13 protein-coding genes are annotated in these 16,892 nt (G+C 57.4%); 11 read left to right on the top strand and 2 right to left on the bottom strand.

All coding sequences use genetic code 11. The features are described from left to right. Positions 1-9: 9 nt before the first annotated feature. The 6 genes from K3169_RS25315 (at position 10) to pgi (ending at position 8,026) form a co-directional block, all read left to right on the top strand. Positions 10-1,437 carry a sigma-54-dependent transcriptional regulator gene (locus K3169_RS25315; protein WP_263268578.1) on the top strand — a complete coding sequence of 476 codons (1,428 nt, stop codon included), beginning with the start codon at positions 10-12 and terminating at the stop codon, positions 1,435-1,437. An 816-nt stretch (positions 1,438-2,253) separates the two neighbouring features. After that, on the top strand, positions 2,254-3,654 hold the full coding sequence (locus tag K3169_RS25320) for a polynucleotide adenylyltransferase PcnB (protein ID WP_027900342.1): 1,401 nt from the start codon (positions 2,254-2,256) through the stop codon (positions 3,652-3,654). 24 nt (positions 3,655-3,678) lie between these two features. Continuing rightward, positions 3,679-4,143 (top strand): 2-amino-4-hydroxy-6-hydroxymethyldihydropteridine diphosphokinase, encoded by a 465-nt coding sequence (gene folK / locus K3169_RS25325; protein WP_080238132.1) that lies wholly within the window; start codon positions 3,679-3,681, stop codon positions 4,141-4,143. Between the two features lie 230 nt (positions 4,144-4,373). Then, entirely contained in the window at positions 4,374-5,174 is an 801-nt protein-coding gene (panB, locus tag K3169_RS25330; protein WP_263268580.1) for a 3-methyl-2-oxobutanoate hydroxymethyltransferase, read from the top strand. Then, positions 5,171-6,028 carry a pantoate--beta-alanine ligase gene (panC, locus tag K3169_RS25335; protein WP_027900339.1) on the top strand — a complete coding sequence of 286 codons (858 nt, stop codon included), beginning with the start codon at positions 5,171-5,173 and terminating at the stop codon, positions 6,026-6,028. Before panB ends, panC begins: the two co-directional genes overlap by 4 nt. Before the next feature lie 333 nt (positions 6,029-6,361). After that, the gene (pgi, locus tag K3169_RS25340) at positions 6,362-8,026 is read left to right on the top strand and encodes a glucose-6-phosphate isomerase (RefSeq protein ID WP_027900338.1); all 1,665 of its coding nucleotides are present in this window, start codon (positions 6,362-6,364) and stop codon (positions 8,024-8,026) included. Between the two features lie 248 nt (positions 8,027-8,274). On the opposite strand, the gene K3169_RS25345 is transcribed toward pgi, so the two are convergent. Further along, on the bottom strand, positions 8,275-8,487 hold the full coding sequence (locus tag K3169_RS25345; protein WP_099268106.1) for a DUF6124 family protein: 213 nt from the start codon (positions 8,485-8,487) through the stop codon (positions 8,275-8,277). A gap of 531 nt (positions 8,488-9,018) precedes the next feature. Between K3169_RS25345 and K3169_RS25350 the strand changes: the two genes are divergently transcribed. From K3169_RS25350 to K3169_RS25370, 5 genes are all read left to right on the top strand, one after another. Beyond that, positions 9,019-9,885, top strand: coding sequence for an oxygenase MpaB family protein (locus K3169_RS25350; RefSeq protein WP_122705467.1), 867 nt, complete (start codon positions 9,019-9,021; stop codon positions 9,883-9,885). A 135-nt stretch (positions 9,886-10,020) separates the two neighbouring features. Continuing rightward, positions 10,021-11,199, top strand: a complete 1,179-nt coding sequence (locus K3169_RS25355) for an acetyl-CoA C-acetyltransferase (RefSeq protein WP_231675977.1) — start codon at positions 10,021-10,023, stop codon at positions 11,197-11,199. 456 nt (positions 11,200-11,655) lie between these two features. After that, positions 11,656-12,672 (top strand): class I SAM-dependent rRNA methyltransferase, encoded by a 1,017-nt coding sequence (locus K3169_RS25360; RefSeq protein WP_099268109.1) that lies wholly within the window; start codon positions 11,656-11,658, stop codon positions 12,670-12,672. 122 nt (positions 12,673-12,794) lie between these two features. Then, positions 12,795-15,773, top strand: coding sequence for a DUF748 domain-containing protein (locus K3169_RS25365; RefSeq protein ID WP_263268586.1), 2,979 nt, complete (start codon positions 12,795-12,797; stop codon positions 15,771-15,773). 9 nt (positions 15,774-15,782) lie between these two features. Further along, positions 15,783-16,091, top strand: coding sequence for a DUF2845 domain-containing protein (locus K3169_RS25370; protein WP_027900332.1), 309 nt, complete (start codon positions 15,783-15,785; stop codon positions 16,089-16,091). A gap of 435 nt (positions 16,092-16,526) precedes the next feature. Here the strand turns inward: K3169_RS25370 and K3169_RS25375 are convergent, their stop codons facing one another. Then, positions 16,527-16,877 carry a BON domain-containing protein gene (locus K3169_RS25375; RefSeq protein ID WP_099268112.1) on the bottom strand — a complete coding sequence of 117 codons (351 nt, stop codon included), beginning with the start codon at positions 16,875-16,877 and terminating at the stop codon, positions 16,527-16,529. Positions 16,878-16,892 lie beyond the last annotated feature (15 nt).

Genomic DNA, 16,892 nt, shown 5'->3' on the forward strand with positions numbered 1-16,892 from the left:
ATTGAATAAATGCCCCATATTCTGATCGTCGAAGACGAAACCATCATCCGCTCCGCCCTGCGTCGCCTGCTGGAACGTAACCAGTATCAGGTCAGCGAAGCAGGTTCGGTGCAGGAAGCCCAGGAACGTTTCAGCATTCCCTCGTTCGATCTGATCGTCAGCGATTTGCGCTTGCCCGGGGCTCCCGGTACTGAGCTGATAAAGCTTGGCGAGGGCAAACCGGTGCTGATCATGACCAGCTATGCGAGCCTGCGCTCGGCTGTCGACTCCATGAAAATGGGCGCTGTCGATTACATCGCCAAGCCGTTCGATCACGACGAAATGCTCCAAGCGGTTGCGCGCATCCTGCGTGATCGCCAGACCGTGCAAAGCATTCAGGCTGATCGCAGCGCGGCCAAAGCAGCAAGCCCGGATAAAGCGGGCACGGATAACAGCAACGGCGAAATTGGCATAATCGGCTCTTGCGGCCCGATGCAGGATCTCTACAGCAAAATTCGTAAGGTCGCCCCTACCGATTCGAACGTGCTGATTCAGGGTGAATCAGGAACGGGTAAAGAGTTGGTGGCGCGCGCCCTTCACAACCTGTCGCGCCGCGCCAAGGCGCCGATGATTTCGGTCAACTGCGCGGCGATTCCGGAAACCCTGATCGAGTCGGAACTGTTCGGCCACGAAAAAGGCGCGTTCACTGGCGCAAGCGCCGGTCGTGCCGGACTTGTGGAAGCGGCAGATGGCGGCACACTGTTCCTCGACGAAATCGGCGAACTGCCGCTGGAAGCCCAAGCGCGTCTGTTGCGCGTGCTGCAGGAAGGCGAAATTCGCCGCGTGGGCTCCGTGCAATCACAGAAAGTGGATGTCCGCCTGATCGCGGCAACCCACCGGGACCTGAAAAGCCTGGCCAAAGTCGGCCAGTTCCGCGAAGACCTTTATTACCGCCTGCATGTCATTGCCTTGAAGCTCCCGGCATTGCGCGAGCGCGGTAACGACGTACTGGATATCGCCCGCGCCTTCCTGACCCGTCAAAGCCTGAAAGCCGGTCGTAACGACCTGCGATTCGCCCCCGACGCAGAGCTCGCCATTCGCCAGTACACCTGGCCCGGTAACGTGCGTGAGCTTGAAAACGCCGTGGAGCGAGCGGTCATTCTGTGTGAAAGCCCGGAAATCTCTGCCGAATTGCTGGGCATCGACATCGAGTTGAGCGATCTGGACGACGACTTCATCGGCCTCGCCCCGCAGCAAGGCTCGTCCAGCTCCACCAGCCATGAGCCCACAGAAGACCTGTCTCTGGAAGATTACTTCCAGCACTTCGTTCTTGAGCATCAGGACCACATGACCGAGACCGAGCTGGCGCGCAAACTGGGCGTGAGTCGTAAATGCCTGTGGGAACGCCGTCAGCGCTTGGGCATTCCTCGCCGCAAGGGCGTTGCCAGCGAAACCTGACCACAAGGCTCTGGCCTGCGCCTTCCGGTCAGGCCAGAAACTGTTACCTTCACACGATGCACGTAACAAAAGCCGGGGTTTACGGTAACGAAAACCCCGGCTTTTTTGTGTCGGCAAAACAGCCAAACCGCTACAGCCCCCGGTTTTAAAGGGTTTTCAAAAGTTGGCACAGCTCCTGCTATATATATCCAGTACAAGAACAACAAAAACACGCAGTGCTAAACACCATAATAAAAACAATACGAATCGACTCACGCATAACAAGAACAACACGGCGGAGGCGCAGCTAACTGATTCTTTTGGAGAGGCGTTGTATTTGGGGCTTGCCCCGCAACCAGGCTGAGAACAACAAAAACTACCCTTAGGTAGCGCCTGAACTGGTTGGATCGAATGATCATTGCAACACAGCGACCAAAGCAATCCGTTTGCTCTTGACTCCCGATTGGGAGGTTTCACAGACGAAAGTCTCGTGAATGGGCACTCAACAAAAACAAGAAGCCCACAGACAAAATAAAAATAAGAGCACACACTTTGGGGGAGCTTCGGCTCCCCCAGTAGCTTCTGCGATTTATCCCTGCTCGCCCCCCCCTCTGAAATCAATGTATCTCCCGTAGGACCGGCTTTAGCCGGGAGAGCGTTATTTCAGACGACGAATTTGTGGCGACTGGGCCCTCTCCCGGCTAAAGCCGGTCCTACGGGTTCTGTTTGCTGATCGCGCAGCTTCCTACACCATCCCCTGACTAAATGCTAGAATCCCCGCCCATCATGCGGTCATTCCTCATTTATGGCCGAATATTCCTTCAAACAGTGCATCCCATGCTGAAGAAGCTGTTCCAGTCATTTCGTACTCCACTGCGTAAACCGCAGCAACATATCCGCAGCACGCCTGAAGTGCTCAACAGCAGCCAACACTCGCTGCAACGCGGCCAATTCAGCCGTTATGCGGTGAATATCGTTGAGCGTCTGCAAAATGCGGGCTATCAGGCTTATCTCGTCGGCGGCTGCGTTCGCGACCTGATGCTGAACATCACGCCAAAGGATTTCGACGTCGCCACCAGCGCCACGCCGGAGCAGGTCCGTGCTGAGTTCCGTAACGCCCGTATCATCGGCCGTCGTTTCAAGCTGGTTCACATCCACTTCGGTCGTGAAATCATCGAGGTGGCGACGTTCCGCGCCAATCATCCTCAAGATGATGAAGAAGAGGACAGCAACCAGTCTTCGCGTAACGAAAGCGGCCGGATTCTGCGTGACAACGTTTACGGCACCCTTGAAGACGATGCCCAGCGCCGCGATTTCACGATCAACGCCCTGTATTACGACCCGGTCAGCGAGCGCATCCTCGATTACGCCAACGGCGTGCACGACATTCGCAATCGCCTGATCCGCCTGATTGGCGATCCGGAGCAGCGTTACAAGGAAGACCCGGTCCGCATGCTGCGCGCCGTGCGTTTCGCCGCCAAGCTGGACTTCGGCATCGAGAAGCACAGCGCCACGCCGATTCGTCCGCTGGCACCGATGCTGCGTGATATTCCGTCGGCACGTCTGTTCGAAGAAGTGCTCAAACTGTTCCTGTCCGGCTACGCCGAACCCACCTTCGAAATGCTGGTGGACCTGGAACTGTTCGACCCATTGTTCCCGGCCAGCGCCCAGTCTCTGGAATACCGTCCGACTTATACCCACACGCTGATCAGCCAGGCGTTGCGCAACACTGACCTGCGTATCAAGCAGAACAAGCCGGTAACGCCGGCATTCTTGTTCGCAGCCTTGCTGTGGCCTGCGCTGCCAGCCAAAGTGCTGCGCCTGCAGGAACGCGGCATGCCGCCGATCCCTGCCATGCAGGAAGCGGCCAACGAGCTGATCATCGAGCAGTGCCAGCGTATTGCGATTCCGAAGCGCTTCACCATGCCGATTCGGGAAATCTGGGACATGCAGGAACGTCTGCCGCGCCGCTCCGGCAAGCGCGCCGACCTGTTGCTCGACAATCCACGCTTCCGGGCCGGTTACGACTTCCTGCTCCTGCGTGAAAGCGCAGGCGAAGAAACCGATGGCCTGGGCGAATGGTGGACTGATTACCAGGACGCCAACGACAGCGAACGTCGCACGATGATCAGCGAGCTCGGCAGCAAGCCCGAAGCGGGTGCCCCGCGCAAACGTCGCCGCAGCAGTGGCGCCAAACGCAAACGTGCCGGTGGCGAACCGGCCGCATCGGGCGAGTAACACGTGGAACGCGTCTATATAGGCATGGGCAGTAATCTGGCTGCCCCCGCCGAGCAACTGCGTCATGCCATCAGGGCATTGGCCAGGTTGCCGCAGAGCCAGTGGGTCGGTGTCTCTTCCTTCTATGTAAGTGACTCGCTGCTGCCCAATCAGCCGCGTTACACCAACGCCGTTGCAGCGCTGGACACCACCCTCGAACCGCTTGCCCTGCTCGACGCGCTACAGGCTATCGAGCTGGATCAAGGCCGTGAACGCACCGAGCGTTGGGGCCCACGCACACTGGACCTGGACATTCTGGTATTCGGTGAGCGATTGATCGACGAACCCCGTCTCAAAGTGCCGCATTACCACATGCAGGCCCGGGCTTTCGTGCTCTACCCATTGGCCGAACTTGCGCCGGATCTGCAACTGGCCGACGGTCGCTCCCTGAGCAAATTGCTGACCCGCTGTCCGTTTGAAGGCATCGAGCGTTTAGTGCCACAGGCGTAATAGCCCAGTGCCCGGTAACACAGTGCTCAACCGGTAACTCACCGGTAACACAGGCAATTGACTTAATCCCCCCTCATCACGAAGATAGGCGTCCCGCCAGCCTGTACGCTGGCTTATGGGCGCAAGCCGGCTGCTTTTAAACACCGCACACGACGGTGTGCCTGCCTGAAACGGATGAATTCACGAGCTGCTCGCCGTAGTGTTCACCGCGCCTGACAGAGGACTTTTCCATGCCAGATATCACCGTAACGTCGTTGCAGGCTCTCAAGCAGAAAGGTGAAAAGATCACCATGCTGACGTGCTATGACGCGACCTTTGCCCATGCCGCCAGCGAAGCAGGCGTCGAAGTGCTGCTGGTCGGCGACTCATTGGGCATGGTCCTGCAAGGGCATGACAGCACACTGCCCGTGACCACCGCCGACATGGCCTATCACGTCGCCAGCGTGAAACGCGGTAATCAGGGCGCGCTGATCATGGCCGATCTGCCCTTCATGTCCTACGCCACCCTTGAGCAAACCTACGCCAACAGCGCTGCGCTGATGCAGGCGGGTGCGCACATGGTCAAGATTGAAGGCGCGGCCTGGCTGGCCGAGTCGATTCGACTGTTGGCAGATCGTGGTATCCCGGTCTGCGCGCACATGGGCCTGACTCCACAATCGGTCAATGTGCTGGGCGGTTACAAGGTTCAGGGTCGCCTGGAATCCCAGGCACGGCAAATGCGTGCAGACGCCATCACTCTGGAACAGTCCGGTGCGGCAATGCTCTTGCTGGAATGCGTGCCGAGCGAACTGGCTCAGGAAATCAGCCATGCCGTGAAAATCCCGGTCATCGGCATTGGTGCGGGCAGTGCCACTGACGGCCAGGTGCTTGTCATGCACGACATGCTTGGCCTTTCCATTACCGGACGCGTGCCCAAATTCGTGAAGAACTTCATGGTCGGCCAGCCAGACATTCAGGCGGCCTTGCGCGCTTATGTCAGCGCCGTCAAAGACGTCAGCTTCCCCGGCACTGAACACGGATTCTCGGCATGAACACAGTAAAAACCGTACGCGAATTACGCGCTGCCATCGCTCGCGCCCGCAGTGAAGGCAAGCGGATCGGCCTGGTGCCGACCATGGGCAACCTGCACAGCGGCCATGCGGCCCTGGTCACCAAAGCAGCGCAGCGCGCGGACTTCGTGGTAGCGACTATTTTCGTCAACCCGATGCAGTTCGGCCCCAACGAAGACCTGGCGACCTACCCTCGCACCCTGGCTGCCGATCAGGAAAGGCTGCTTGAGGCTGGCTGTCATTTGCTGTTTACGCCCAACGTCGAAGAGATGTATCCCCATGGCATGACGGATCAGACCGTGGTCAGCGTGCCGGTTATCTCTGAAGGCCTGTGCGGCGCCAGTCGTCCCGGCCATTTCGATGGCGTGTCGACGGTTGTGAGTAAGCTGTTCAACATGGTCCAGCCTGATCTGGCCGTGTTCGGCGAAAAAGACTTTCAGCAACTGGCGGTCATTCGTGCGCTGGTTCGCGACCTGAACATGCCGATCCAGATCATTGGCGAGCCAACCGTGCGCGCCGACGACGGCCTGGCGCTGTCCTCGCGTAACGGTTATTTGAATGAAGAACAACGCGCGATCGCGCCTGTGCTGTACAAGGTCATCCAGCAGATCGGTGCAGCCGTTGATAGTGGCGACAAAAACTTCGTCACTTTGCTGGACGCCGGTAAGCGCCAGCTCGAAGCAGCAGGGTTGCGCCCGGACTATCTGGAAATCCGCGAAGCCACCAGCCTGCGCCCTGCAACGGCTCAGGACGACGATCTGGTTATTCTGGCAGCGGCTTTTCTGGGCAAGACCCGTTTGATCGACAACCTGCATTTGAATCGCGAGCAGCATTAAACCATCAATTTGGAGGCTCTCTTGTAGGAGCTGCCGAAGGCTGCGATGGCGGTGTGTCAGGTTGAATGCAATCGCAGCCTTCGGCAGCGCCTACAATTGTGGTGCCTGCAATCAGGCAATGAACTTAGCCCCACCCGCAATGCCCTATTCGTAACGGTTTCATCGCGTCTGTTCATCCAACAGACAGCAACATGTGAAATAGTACCGGGCACCGAGCAGTTCAGGCGCAGACACAGCCCCACATAATGTTTAGTCTTGGTGTCACGATTAAAAAGTCTGCTTATCTTCGCTTTCAGTGTTTAGCCAGTTCCAAGTACAAGGAAACCCGCAGCGATGGCGTACTACCGCACCCCTTCTGACGTGACCGCTCTGCCTGCATGGCAAGCGCTCAACCAACACCGCCAAGCCATGCAGGATTTCAGCATGCGCGAAGCCTTCAATGCTGATCCGCAGCGTTTCGACCAATTCACCCTCAGCAGCTGCGGACTGTTTCTCGATTACTCGAAGAACCTGATCAACGCCGAAACACGTGACTTGCTGGTCAAGCTGGCCAACGAAGTAGGCCTCAAAGACGCCATCAAGGCGCAATATGACGGCGAACTGGTCAACTCTTCCGAAGGTCGCCCGGCGCTGCACACCGCGCTGCGCCGCCCGGTGGGCGACAAGCTGAACGTCAATGGCGTCAACGTGATGCCGGATGTGCACAAAGTGCTGAACCAGATGACCGATCTGGTCGGCCGCATTCACGATGGCCTGTGGCGCGGTTACAGCGAAAAGCCGATCACCGACGTGGTGAACATCGGCATCGGTGGCTCGTTCCTCGGCCCTGAGCTGGTGTCTGAAGCGCTGCTTTCCTACGCGCAGAAAGGCGTGCGCTGTCATTATCTGGCGAACATCGACGGCAGTGAATTCCATGAACTGACCATGAAGCTTCGAGCTGAAACGACGCTGTTCATCGTTTCGTCGAAGACCTTCACTACCCTGGAAACGCTCAAGAACGCCACCGCGGCGCGTGCCTGGTATCTGGCACAAGGCGGTTCCGAGGCCGAGCTGTATCGCCACTTCATCGCTGTTTCCAGCAACAACGCTGCAGCCGTGGCGTTTGGCATCCGCGAAGAGAACATCTTCCCGATGTGGGACTGGGTCGGCGGTCGTTACTCGCTGTGGTCGGCCATTGGTCTGCCTATTGCGCTGGCCATCGGCATGTCCAACTTCAAGGAGCTGTTGTCCGGCGCGTATTCCATGGATCAGCACTTCCTGACCGCACCGTTCGAACAGAACATGCCGGTGCTGCTGGGCTTGCTGGGCGTCTGGTACGGTAATTTCTGGGGTGCGCAGAGCCACGCGATCCTGCCGTACGATCACTACCTGCGTAACATCACCAAGCACTTGCAACAGTTGGACATGGAGTCCAACGGCAAAAGCGTTCGTCAGGACGGCACGCCTGCGCTGACCGACACTGGCCCGGTAATCTGGGGCGGCGTAGGCTGCAATGGTCAGCACGCTTATCACCAGTTGCTGCATCAAGGCACCCAACTGATCCCGGCTGATTTCATCGTACCGATTGTCAGCTTCAACCCGGTGTCCGATCACCATCAGTGGCTGTACGCCAACTGCCTGTCCCAGAGCCAGGCCCTGATGATTGGCAAGACCCGCGCCGAAGCCGAAACCGAATTGCGCGACAAAGGCCTGAGCGAAGAAGACGTGCAAAAGCTTGCACCGCACAAGGTCATTCCGGGTAACCGTCCGAGCAACACCTTGGTGGTCGAGCGCATCAGCCCTCGTCGCCTGGGTGCGCTGGTGGCGATGTATGAACACAAGGTGTTCGTGCAAAGCGTGGTCTGGGGCATCAATGCCTTTGACCAGTGGGGCGTGGAGCTGGGCAAGGAGATGGGTAAAGCCGTTTACCAACGCCTGACCGGCGGCACCGAAACGCCAGCCGATGATGCTTCGACTCAAGGTCTGATCAACTACTTCCGCGGCCGTCACCGCGGCTGATCGATCTCAAGCGCCACCTAAACCCGCTGTTCTCGCAAGAGACGGCGGGTTTTGTGTTTTAGGGTGTAAATGCAGATTAACAAGGGCGAAACGCAAGGCTTAACGATTCTGCTTTCATCCCGTAGGACCGGCTTCAGCCGGGAGGACTTCGGGGCATTCACCGAATCTCTTTCGGCGGAAATACCGCCCTCCCGGCTAAAGCCGGTCCTACGAAATCAAAAGCGGAGGATTGCACTCCTGCGCCCGGCTCAGTGCGCCTCCACCCGCGCCAGCGAGCGATCCAGTTCGGTTCTGGCCATGCCAATCAAGTGCACCACTGAAAATGCCAGGTCACGTGTCGGGCCATTGAGGCTGTCACCAGACTCGTAAGCCGTGGCAGCAGCGCAACGCAGGAGTTCGCTGACGTGCAGCAGGGATTCTTCCAGAGAGATGTTGGGTGGATCCGGTGTTACTTTTTTCATGCAGGTTGCTCCCGTTAGGGCCACCGGATGTTCGCTGCTAAACAGACAAGAGGTGGCAGCTTTGTCGCGGGTTAGCAGACCGGCGCAACCTACAAAACCGGCGCACTCGAAAGTGCCCCACGCAAAGCCGCCATAAGCGGTAAAGCGCGTCGTAGAAATTGCGAAACAGGCTGCTAAACCCGATCACTGATGAGCAGTGACCGGCGCAGCCTAGAGAGCAAAATTCACCCACGCAAGGGGTCAGGATTTTCTAGGAAACTTCACTCACAGGAAAGAGAGAAGTCTGTCGGAACAGGCCTATATTTGAAGGATTTAGTGAGCGCAGGTAACAGATATCTACGGCATTGCCGACAAAACTTGAATCGGTGACAGAAGCGAGGCATGGTCGCTAAGTCGTGTATAGCCTCAATCCGTAGGACCGGCTTCAGTCGGGAGGGCGCCATTCCAGATCGAAGGAATTCAGCAGTTCTACCGGCCCTCTCCCGGCTAAAGCCGGTCCTGCGTTAATACGCTTTTACTTGCCGAGACCCCATGGAATTCATCCGCAGTCGTATCGAAACCCAGGTCATGAGCCTGACGGGCTTGTCTCTCGGCCAACTCGATCTGGAAAATCCCAAGGGCGATCCGGGTCTGTTCGGGCCAGACGCCGTCTGCTGGCGAGTACACGGGGACTTTCCCTCCATGTTGATTGGCGGCATCAGCGCTCTGATGCTGCAGGCCTTGCACCCACTGGCGCTGGCGGGCGTGTGGGATCACTCCAACTTTCGTCAGGACATGCTCGGCCGGCTGCGGCGCACCGGGCAGTTCATTTCGGGCACGACGTTCGGCTCAACCCACGACGCCAACTGGTTGATCGATAAAGTCAGGACCATCCATTTGCAAGTCACCGGCACCGCGCCAGATGGCCGACCTTATGCCGCAAGCGACCCGGATTTGCTGACATGGGTGCACGTAGCCGAAGTCAGCAACTTCCTCGCGGCGCACCTTCGCTACCTGAATCCTGAACTTTCATTGGCAGATCAGGATAAGTACTACGACGAAACCGCCGTGATCGCAGAGCGTCTCGGCGCCCGGAACGTGCCCCGCTCTGCCCGGGCCGTTGCCGAGTACCTGAAACAGATACGCCCTCAATTACTGTGCGACGAGCGCAGCCGGGAAGTGCTGCGCATCCTGCTCAACGCACCCGCACCAAGTCTGCTGGCCAAACCCATGGGCGCACTGATGATGCAGGCGGGTATTGACCTGCTACCGGACTGGGCAAGCGAGATGTTGGACGTGCAGCAGACCGCACTCCAGCGCCGCATGATCCGCGCAAGCGTAAAGCGCAGCGCGCCGGTGTTGCGCTGGGCTGTTCGCAACGGGTCGATTCATCGGGCGCAGCGGCGGATGGGCCTCTGATCGCCAAAACCAAGACTGCCCAGTTCTCGGTTGGAAGCTCTCCCGCCTTCTGTGCCAACATGTCTTCTGATCAAAACGAATCAGGCCGTCTGCTCTGTGCCTGACGTAAACCCAATAAGAATGAGGATCCGCGCCATGCAAGACGTCGTTATCGTTGCCGCCACTCGTACCGCTGTCGGAAGTTTCCAGGGTTCACTGGCGAATGTCTCCGCAGTCGATCTGGGCGCAGCGGTTATTCGCCAACTCCTGGCGCAGACCGGACTTGAGGGTGCGCAGGTCGATGAAGTCATCATGGGGCAGGTGCTCACGGCCGGTGCCGGTCAGAACCCGGCGCGTCAGGCAGCGATCAAGGCAGGCCTGCCGTTTGCAGTTCCGGCAATGACCCTCAATAAAGTCTGCGGCTCGGGCCTCAAGGCTCTGCACCTGGCCACTCAAGCCATTCGCTGTGGCGACGCCGAAGTGATCATTGCAGGCGGCCAGGAAAACATGAGCCTGTCCAACTACGTTATGCCGGGCGCACGAACCGGTCTGCGCATGGGCCACAGCACGCTGGTGGATACCATGATCAGCGATGGTTTGTGGGATGCATTCAACGACTATCACATGGGCATCACGGCGGAAAATCTTGCTGACAAGTACGAAATCAACCGCGAAGCTCAGGATGCGTTCGCTGCATCCTCCCAGCAGAAAGCCGTTGCCGCGATTGAAAGCGGACGCTTCGTGGATGAGATCACGCCGATTCTGATCCCGCAGCGCAAAGGCGACCCTGTAGCTTTCGCTACAGACGAGCAACCGCGTGCTGGTACCACCGCTGAAACCTTGGGCAAACTCAAACCGGCGTTCAAGAAGGATGGTTCGGTAACGGCCGGTAACGCCTCTTCGCTCAACGATGGCGCAGCGGCGGTCATTCTGATGAGTGCGTCCAAGGCGGCTGAGTTGGGCTTGCCTGTGCTGGCGCGTATTGCCGGGTATGCCAATGCCGGTGTTGACCCTGCAATCATGGGCATCGGCCCGGTCAGCGCGACGCGTCGCTGCCTGGATAAAGCAGGTTGGTCGATTGAGCAACTGGAGCTGATCGAAGCCAACGAAGCCTTCGCAGCGCAGGCCTTGTCTGTCGGTAAAGAGCTGGGTTGGGACATGGCGAAGGTCAACGTCAACGGCGGAGCCATTGCTTTGGGCCACCCGATTGGCGCATCAGGCTGCCGGGTGCTGGTTACTCTGCTGCACGAGATGATCAAGCGCGATGCCAAAAAAGGTCTGGCGACGCTGTGTATTGGCGGTGGTCAGGGCGTGGCGCTGGCTTTGGCGCGGTAATCAAAACCTCTGACCTGGAATACGAATTTTTGGAGCAGAGCTTGGTCTGGGCGGCATTTCCGACGATAAACGAAAACCCGGCCTGCCTTCGAACTGCGACACATGCATCGCGGGCAAGCCCTGCTCCCACAAGGATTGCATTCACAACCTGAAATCAGGCCTTACCTGAAACTGTCGCGCCTACATCCTGGGCCTTGCGACGCTGTGTATCGGCGGTGGTCAGGGCGTGTCGCTGGCGTTGGCGCGGTAATCAAAACCTCTGACCTGGAATACGAATTTTGGGAGCAGAGCTTGGTCTGGGCGGCATTTCGGACGATAAACGAAAACTCGGTCTGCCTGCGAACTGCGACACATGCATCGCGGGCAAGCCCTGCTCCCACAAGGATTGCATTCACAACCTGAAATCAGGCCTTACCTGATAAACTGCCGCGCCTACATCCTGCCTAGGCGCTTTGCATGTCTTCCTTGATTCAGGCGCTCAGCGTCGCCCTCGATAACCGTCAACCGCTGCTTGCTGAGCTGCATCAGCAAGGTACGGACTGTTACCGGCTGTTCCACGGCAGCCAGGAAGGCGCGAGCGGTCTGACCCTCGACCGTTACGGCCCGCAACTGCTGGTGCAAAGCTTCCATACACGTCTGGAGCGCGATGCCTTGCTTGAGCTGCATGCCGCCGTAAACGCCCGGCTTGGCCTGGATTTACTGCTGGTTTACAACGACCGCTCCCAAGGCAACTCGCGGATTGATCGCGAAGATGCCGTCTACAAGGCCGAACCCGCAGCACTGGAAGACCTGATTGGCCACGAATGGGGTCTCAATTACCGTGTGCGCGGGCGGCATGCCGGGCAGGATCCGCTGTTGTTTCTCGACCTGCGAAACACCCGGGGCTGGGTCAAGCAGCACAGTAAAGGCAAAAGCGTACTCAACCTGTTCGCTTACACCTGTGGTGTTGGCCTGAGCGCTGCGGCGGGCGGTGCCAGTGAGGTGTGTAATCTGGATTTCGCCGAAGGCAACCTGGCAGTGGGTCGTGAAAACGGTGCACTTAATCCGCAACTGCCTGGCATGTCGTTCATTCAATCCGATTACTTTCCGGCGATCCGTCAATTGGCAGGCTTGCCCATCACTCAGCGACGCGGTCACAAACTGCCGGATTACGTGAAGCTTGAACAGCGTCAGTACGATCTGGTGCTGCTCGACCCACCTGCATGGGCGAAAAGCGCTTTCGGCACAGTGGACTTGCTGCGCGATTATCAAAGCCTGCTCAAGCCTGCGCTGCTGACCACCGCCGACAATGGCGTATTGATCTGCTGCAACAATCTGGCAAAAGTCAGCATGGATGATTGGCGCGAGCAAGTATTGCGCTGCGCAACCAAGATCGGGCGCCCGGTCCGCGATTGGCAGGTCATGCCGCCCGCTGCAGACTTCCCTTCAATGGACAATCAGCCACCGCTGAAGACCCTGATCTTGCATCTCTGATTGCCGTACAGAGTTTAGGGAAATATCCCACAACATGGAGAGGCGGTGCCTTCGGAACCAGATTGGCATGCCATACTCCAAGGAGCTCCCATAAAGTCCGATAAAGAGAGACGACGCCTCACATGTCCAAAGGATTGATACGCGCGATTGGTACCCTTCTGGTCGTTTTCGGACTCTATAGCATTCTGGGCTTTCTGATTTTGCCCGGTGTTGGTTTGCGCATTGCCAACCAGCAACTGGAGAACTATTCCACCGTTCCGGCACGCCTGGAGCGCATTGAATTCAACCCCTACAGCCTGGAACTGACCCTGTGGGGCCTGAATATCGGCGCACCGGGCAAAGAACAGGTTGGTTTTGAAAAGCTTTACGCCGATCTGCAGATCGATAGCCTGTGGACCCGCGCCCTGCACTTGCAGGCTATTGAGTTGATCAAGCCCAAGACAGAGCTGTTATTCGATAAAAACGGCGCGCTGAACCTGACTCAGCTATTCAAGCTGCCGCCGAGCGACCCTGCTGCTGCCGAGGAACCCGCCAGCAAGCCCTTCCCGCTGCGCATCGACCAGATCAAACTGGCCGACGGTTACGTGCGTTTTCAAGACATGCGCCCCAGCGAACCGATTGAGTTCCTTTACGACAAACTGAATTTTGAGCTGAAAAACCTCAGCACATTGCCTGAAGACAATGCGGATATGACACTGGTCGCCGCAGGCCCGGATGGCGGCCAGATTGATTGGGTCGGACGTATAAGCCTGATTCCAATTACTTCCGAAGGCACTTTGAAAGTCACTGACAGCAAGATGAAGCTCTGGTGGCCTTATGTACGTGACGCCCTGCCACTGGTATTGAAAGACGGCATACTCAATTTCAGCACGGCCTATTCGCTCAATCTTTCGAAAGAAACCGAACTCAAGCTGACTGATACTGCGCTCAGCATTGCGCCGCTCAGCATTGATGCTCCGGATGGACGCCCACTGGCGCGCTTGCAGCGCCTTGACGTAACCGAGAGTTCCGTCGACCTGGCTAAACAATTGGTCACTGTCGGAAAGATCCGCAGTACCCGACTGGAAACCTGGGCAGCGCTGGAGGCTGATGGTCAACTGGATTGGCAAAAGCTGTTCGCCAGCCAGCCAGCCAAACCTGCTGCCAAATCAACAGCCTCGTCTGCACAGAAAGTTGCGGTGGACGACAAGGCTGCACCGGCACCTGCTACAGCCGACGCTCAACCACCGACTGCCAAACCCGCTGCGCCTTCCAAGCCGTGGCAAGTACTGCTCAAAGACGTGCAACTGCGTGACTATCAGGTTCACCTTGCAGACCGTAGCCAGAAAGAGCCGGTCGCTCTGGACGTGGGTCCGCTGAATCTGGACATGCAGAACTTCGACAGCCTGAACAAATCACCGTTTACCCTGAAGCTTGATACCGGCGTCGGCAAGCAGGGCAAGCTTACCGCTGCGGGCGACGTTAATCTGAACCCGGTCAGCGCAAAGCTGCAGGTCACCGCTAACGATATCGATCTACGTATTGCTCAGGCTTATATAAGCCCGTTCATTCAGCTGGAACTGCGCAGCGGTATGCTGGGTAGCGATCTGGCAGTCAATCTTAAAAGCACCGAGCCACTGGCGTTCAACATCAATGGCAAGGCGCAAGTCGAACAGTTGCACACGCTGGATACACAGAAAAAACGTGACTTCCTCAAGTGGCAAAAGCTCACGCTGGAAGGCCTCAAATACGAGCACGGCGACAGTCTGAACATTGCCAAGGTCAATCTGGAGCAGCCTTACGCTCGCTTCATGATCAACAACGACCGGACGACCAACATCGATGACCTGCTGATCCCGCAACCGGCAGACAAAAAGCCAGTCGCCAAAACCAGCGCCTCAGCCCGTAAGGAGAAACCGCTGGGCATTCGTATCGGAGAGGTGAATATCAATGACGGCTCGGCCAACTTTGCTGACTTCAGCCTGACACCGAACTTCGCCACCGCCGTTCAGCAACTCAATGGGCGCATCGGCACGCTGGATAATCGCCAGTCCAACCCTGCGACGGTAAACGTCAACGGCAAGGTGGACCGTTATGCTCCAGTCACCATCAAAGGCAGCCTGAACCCGTTTGACCCGATGTCTGCGCTGGACATCGCCACCAGCTTCAAACGCGTGGAGCTGACCACACTGACACCTTACTCGGGCAAGTTCGCCGGGTATCGCATCCGCAAAGGCCGACTCAATCTGGATCTGCATTACAAGATCACCAAAGGCCAGCTGAAGGCTGAAAACAAGGTGGTGGTCGAGCAATTGGAGTTGGGCGAGAAGGTTGACAGCCCGGATGCCGTGGACCTTCCCCTGCGTCTGGCCGTTGCGCTGCTCAAAGACGTCAATGGACGGATATCCATTGAGCTGCCGGTATCAGGCGATTTGAACAACCCGCAGTTCAGCGTCATGCCGATTGTCTGGCAGACCCTGCGTAACCTGGTGGTACGCGCGGCAGCAGCACCGTTCAACTTCATTGGCGGGTTGGTCAGTGGCGGAGGCTCGGAGGACCTGAGCAGCATCAGGTTCGCGCCAGGGGCCACCGACCTCAGCCCTGATACCCAGAAAGCACTGGATAAGCTAGCAGCAGCGCTCAAGGAGCGCCCTACCCTGCGTCTTGAGATTGAAGGTACCAGCGCAGCAAGCAGCGATGGCCCGTTCCTCGCCCAGCAGCGTCTTGAACGCGAATACCAGTACACGTACTACAAGATCCTGCAGCGCCGCGGCGACAAGGTTCCGGCCAGAGCCGCAATGGTTAATGTGCCAGACAATGAAAAATCGCCGATGCTGGAAGGCATTTACCGCGCCCGTCTGAAGAAGCAGCCGCCAGCGCAATGGGCGGATCTGGGCAAGGAAGAGCGCTCCAACAAGATGCGCGCGGAGATTATTCAGTTCTGGAGCGGCAACGAGGTACTGTTGCGAGAGCTCGGGCAGAATCGTGCCAGCAGTATCAAGGATTACCTTGTGGACAAAGGAAAGCTTGAAGACGAGCGCGTCTATTTCGTCGATGCCAGGCTTGGTCAGGCAGAGAAAGATGGCAGCGTGATCAGTCCATTGCATCTGGACAGTGAGTAACCCAACGCTATGCGCATTTATTTAATTTCATGTTTCGCAGTGCTGGCGGCACTGTCGGCTTCAGCTCAGGCTTCTACTTTGCGCTGCGGCAGCCAACTCATCAGCGCGGGGGACCGTGCGTTCGAGGTGCAGCAGAAATGCGGTATCCCCGTCAGCCAGGAAGTCATCGGCACCAAGGAGACATTCAGCGGCAATTACCGCCAGTCCGAAGAGGTGAAGATTGAAGAATGGATCTACGGACCAGACCACGGCATGTATCAGTACCTGCGCTTCGAAGGTGGGAGGCTGGTAAGAATAGACAGCAAGCGCGGGAATTGAAGGGAACACCCTCTAATCTTGTAGGAGCTGCCGAAGGCTGCGATGACGTTGCATCAGGATGAATGCATCGCAGCCTTCGGCAGCTCTCACCAACCATAAAATAACTGCTCGAATTTAAATCTTTTTTCTGCAGGCCTGCGGTGCGTCAGCGAAAAATGCGCTCCCTGACCAGATCCCATCGCGGGCAAGCGCGCTCCTACAGGTCCCCATTTGCTGCGCGACAGCGCTGTGTCAGGAACACTGAGCGACCTCCTACAGGTAATGGATTTAAATTGCAGAGCTGTATTTTAGAACCATAGAAAAAGCCCCGACGTTTCCGCCGGGGCTTTTAATGACCACATCCCTGTAGTCCTTCGCATGAACCTTTCCAGAATCAGCGGTTACCCATCCAGGCCACCCGCCAATCCCTTTACTCGTTCAGCGATGAATGTCTGATTACTCAGCTTTCAGGCCTGCGGCCGATACGTCTTTAACACCTTTGATTTTCTTGGTGATAGCGACGGCAGTGTTTTTCTGAGCTTCGGTCACTTTGACCATGGAGGACAGGGAAACCACACCTTTGTTGGTCTCAACCTTGATGTCCGAACCTGGGATGCCTTTTTCAGTCAGCAGGTCAGCTTTGACTTTAGTGGTGATCCAAGTGTCAGAAGTATCTTCTTTCACTTCTTGAGTAGTGGTGTTAGCAGCTACAACCATTGGGGTAGCGGCGGTCTGAGCGAAGGCAGCGTTGGCCATAGTCAGAGTCAGTGCAGTAGCGGTGGCAGCAGCAATAGCGAACTTCTTCATACGAGTAACTCCTGT

It is taken from the genome of Pseudomonas phytophila (assembly GCF_025643095.1).
In the GTDB taxonomy this organism is placed as follows: Bacteria; Pseudomonadota; Gammaproteobacteria; order Pseudomonadales; family Pseudomonadaceae; genus Aquipseudomonas; species Aquipseudomonas quasicaspiana.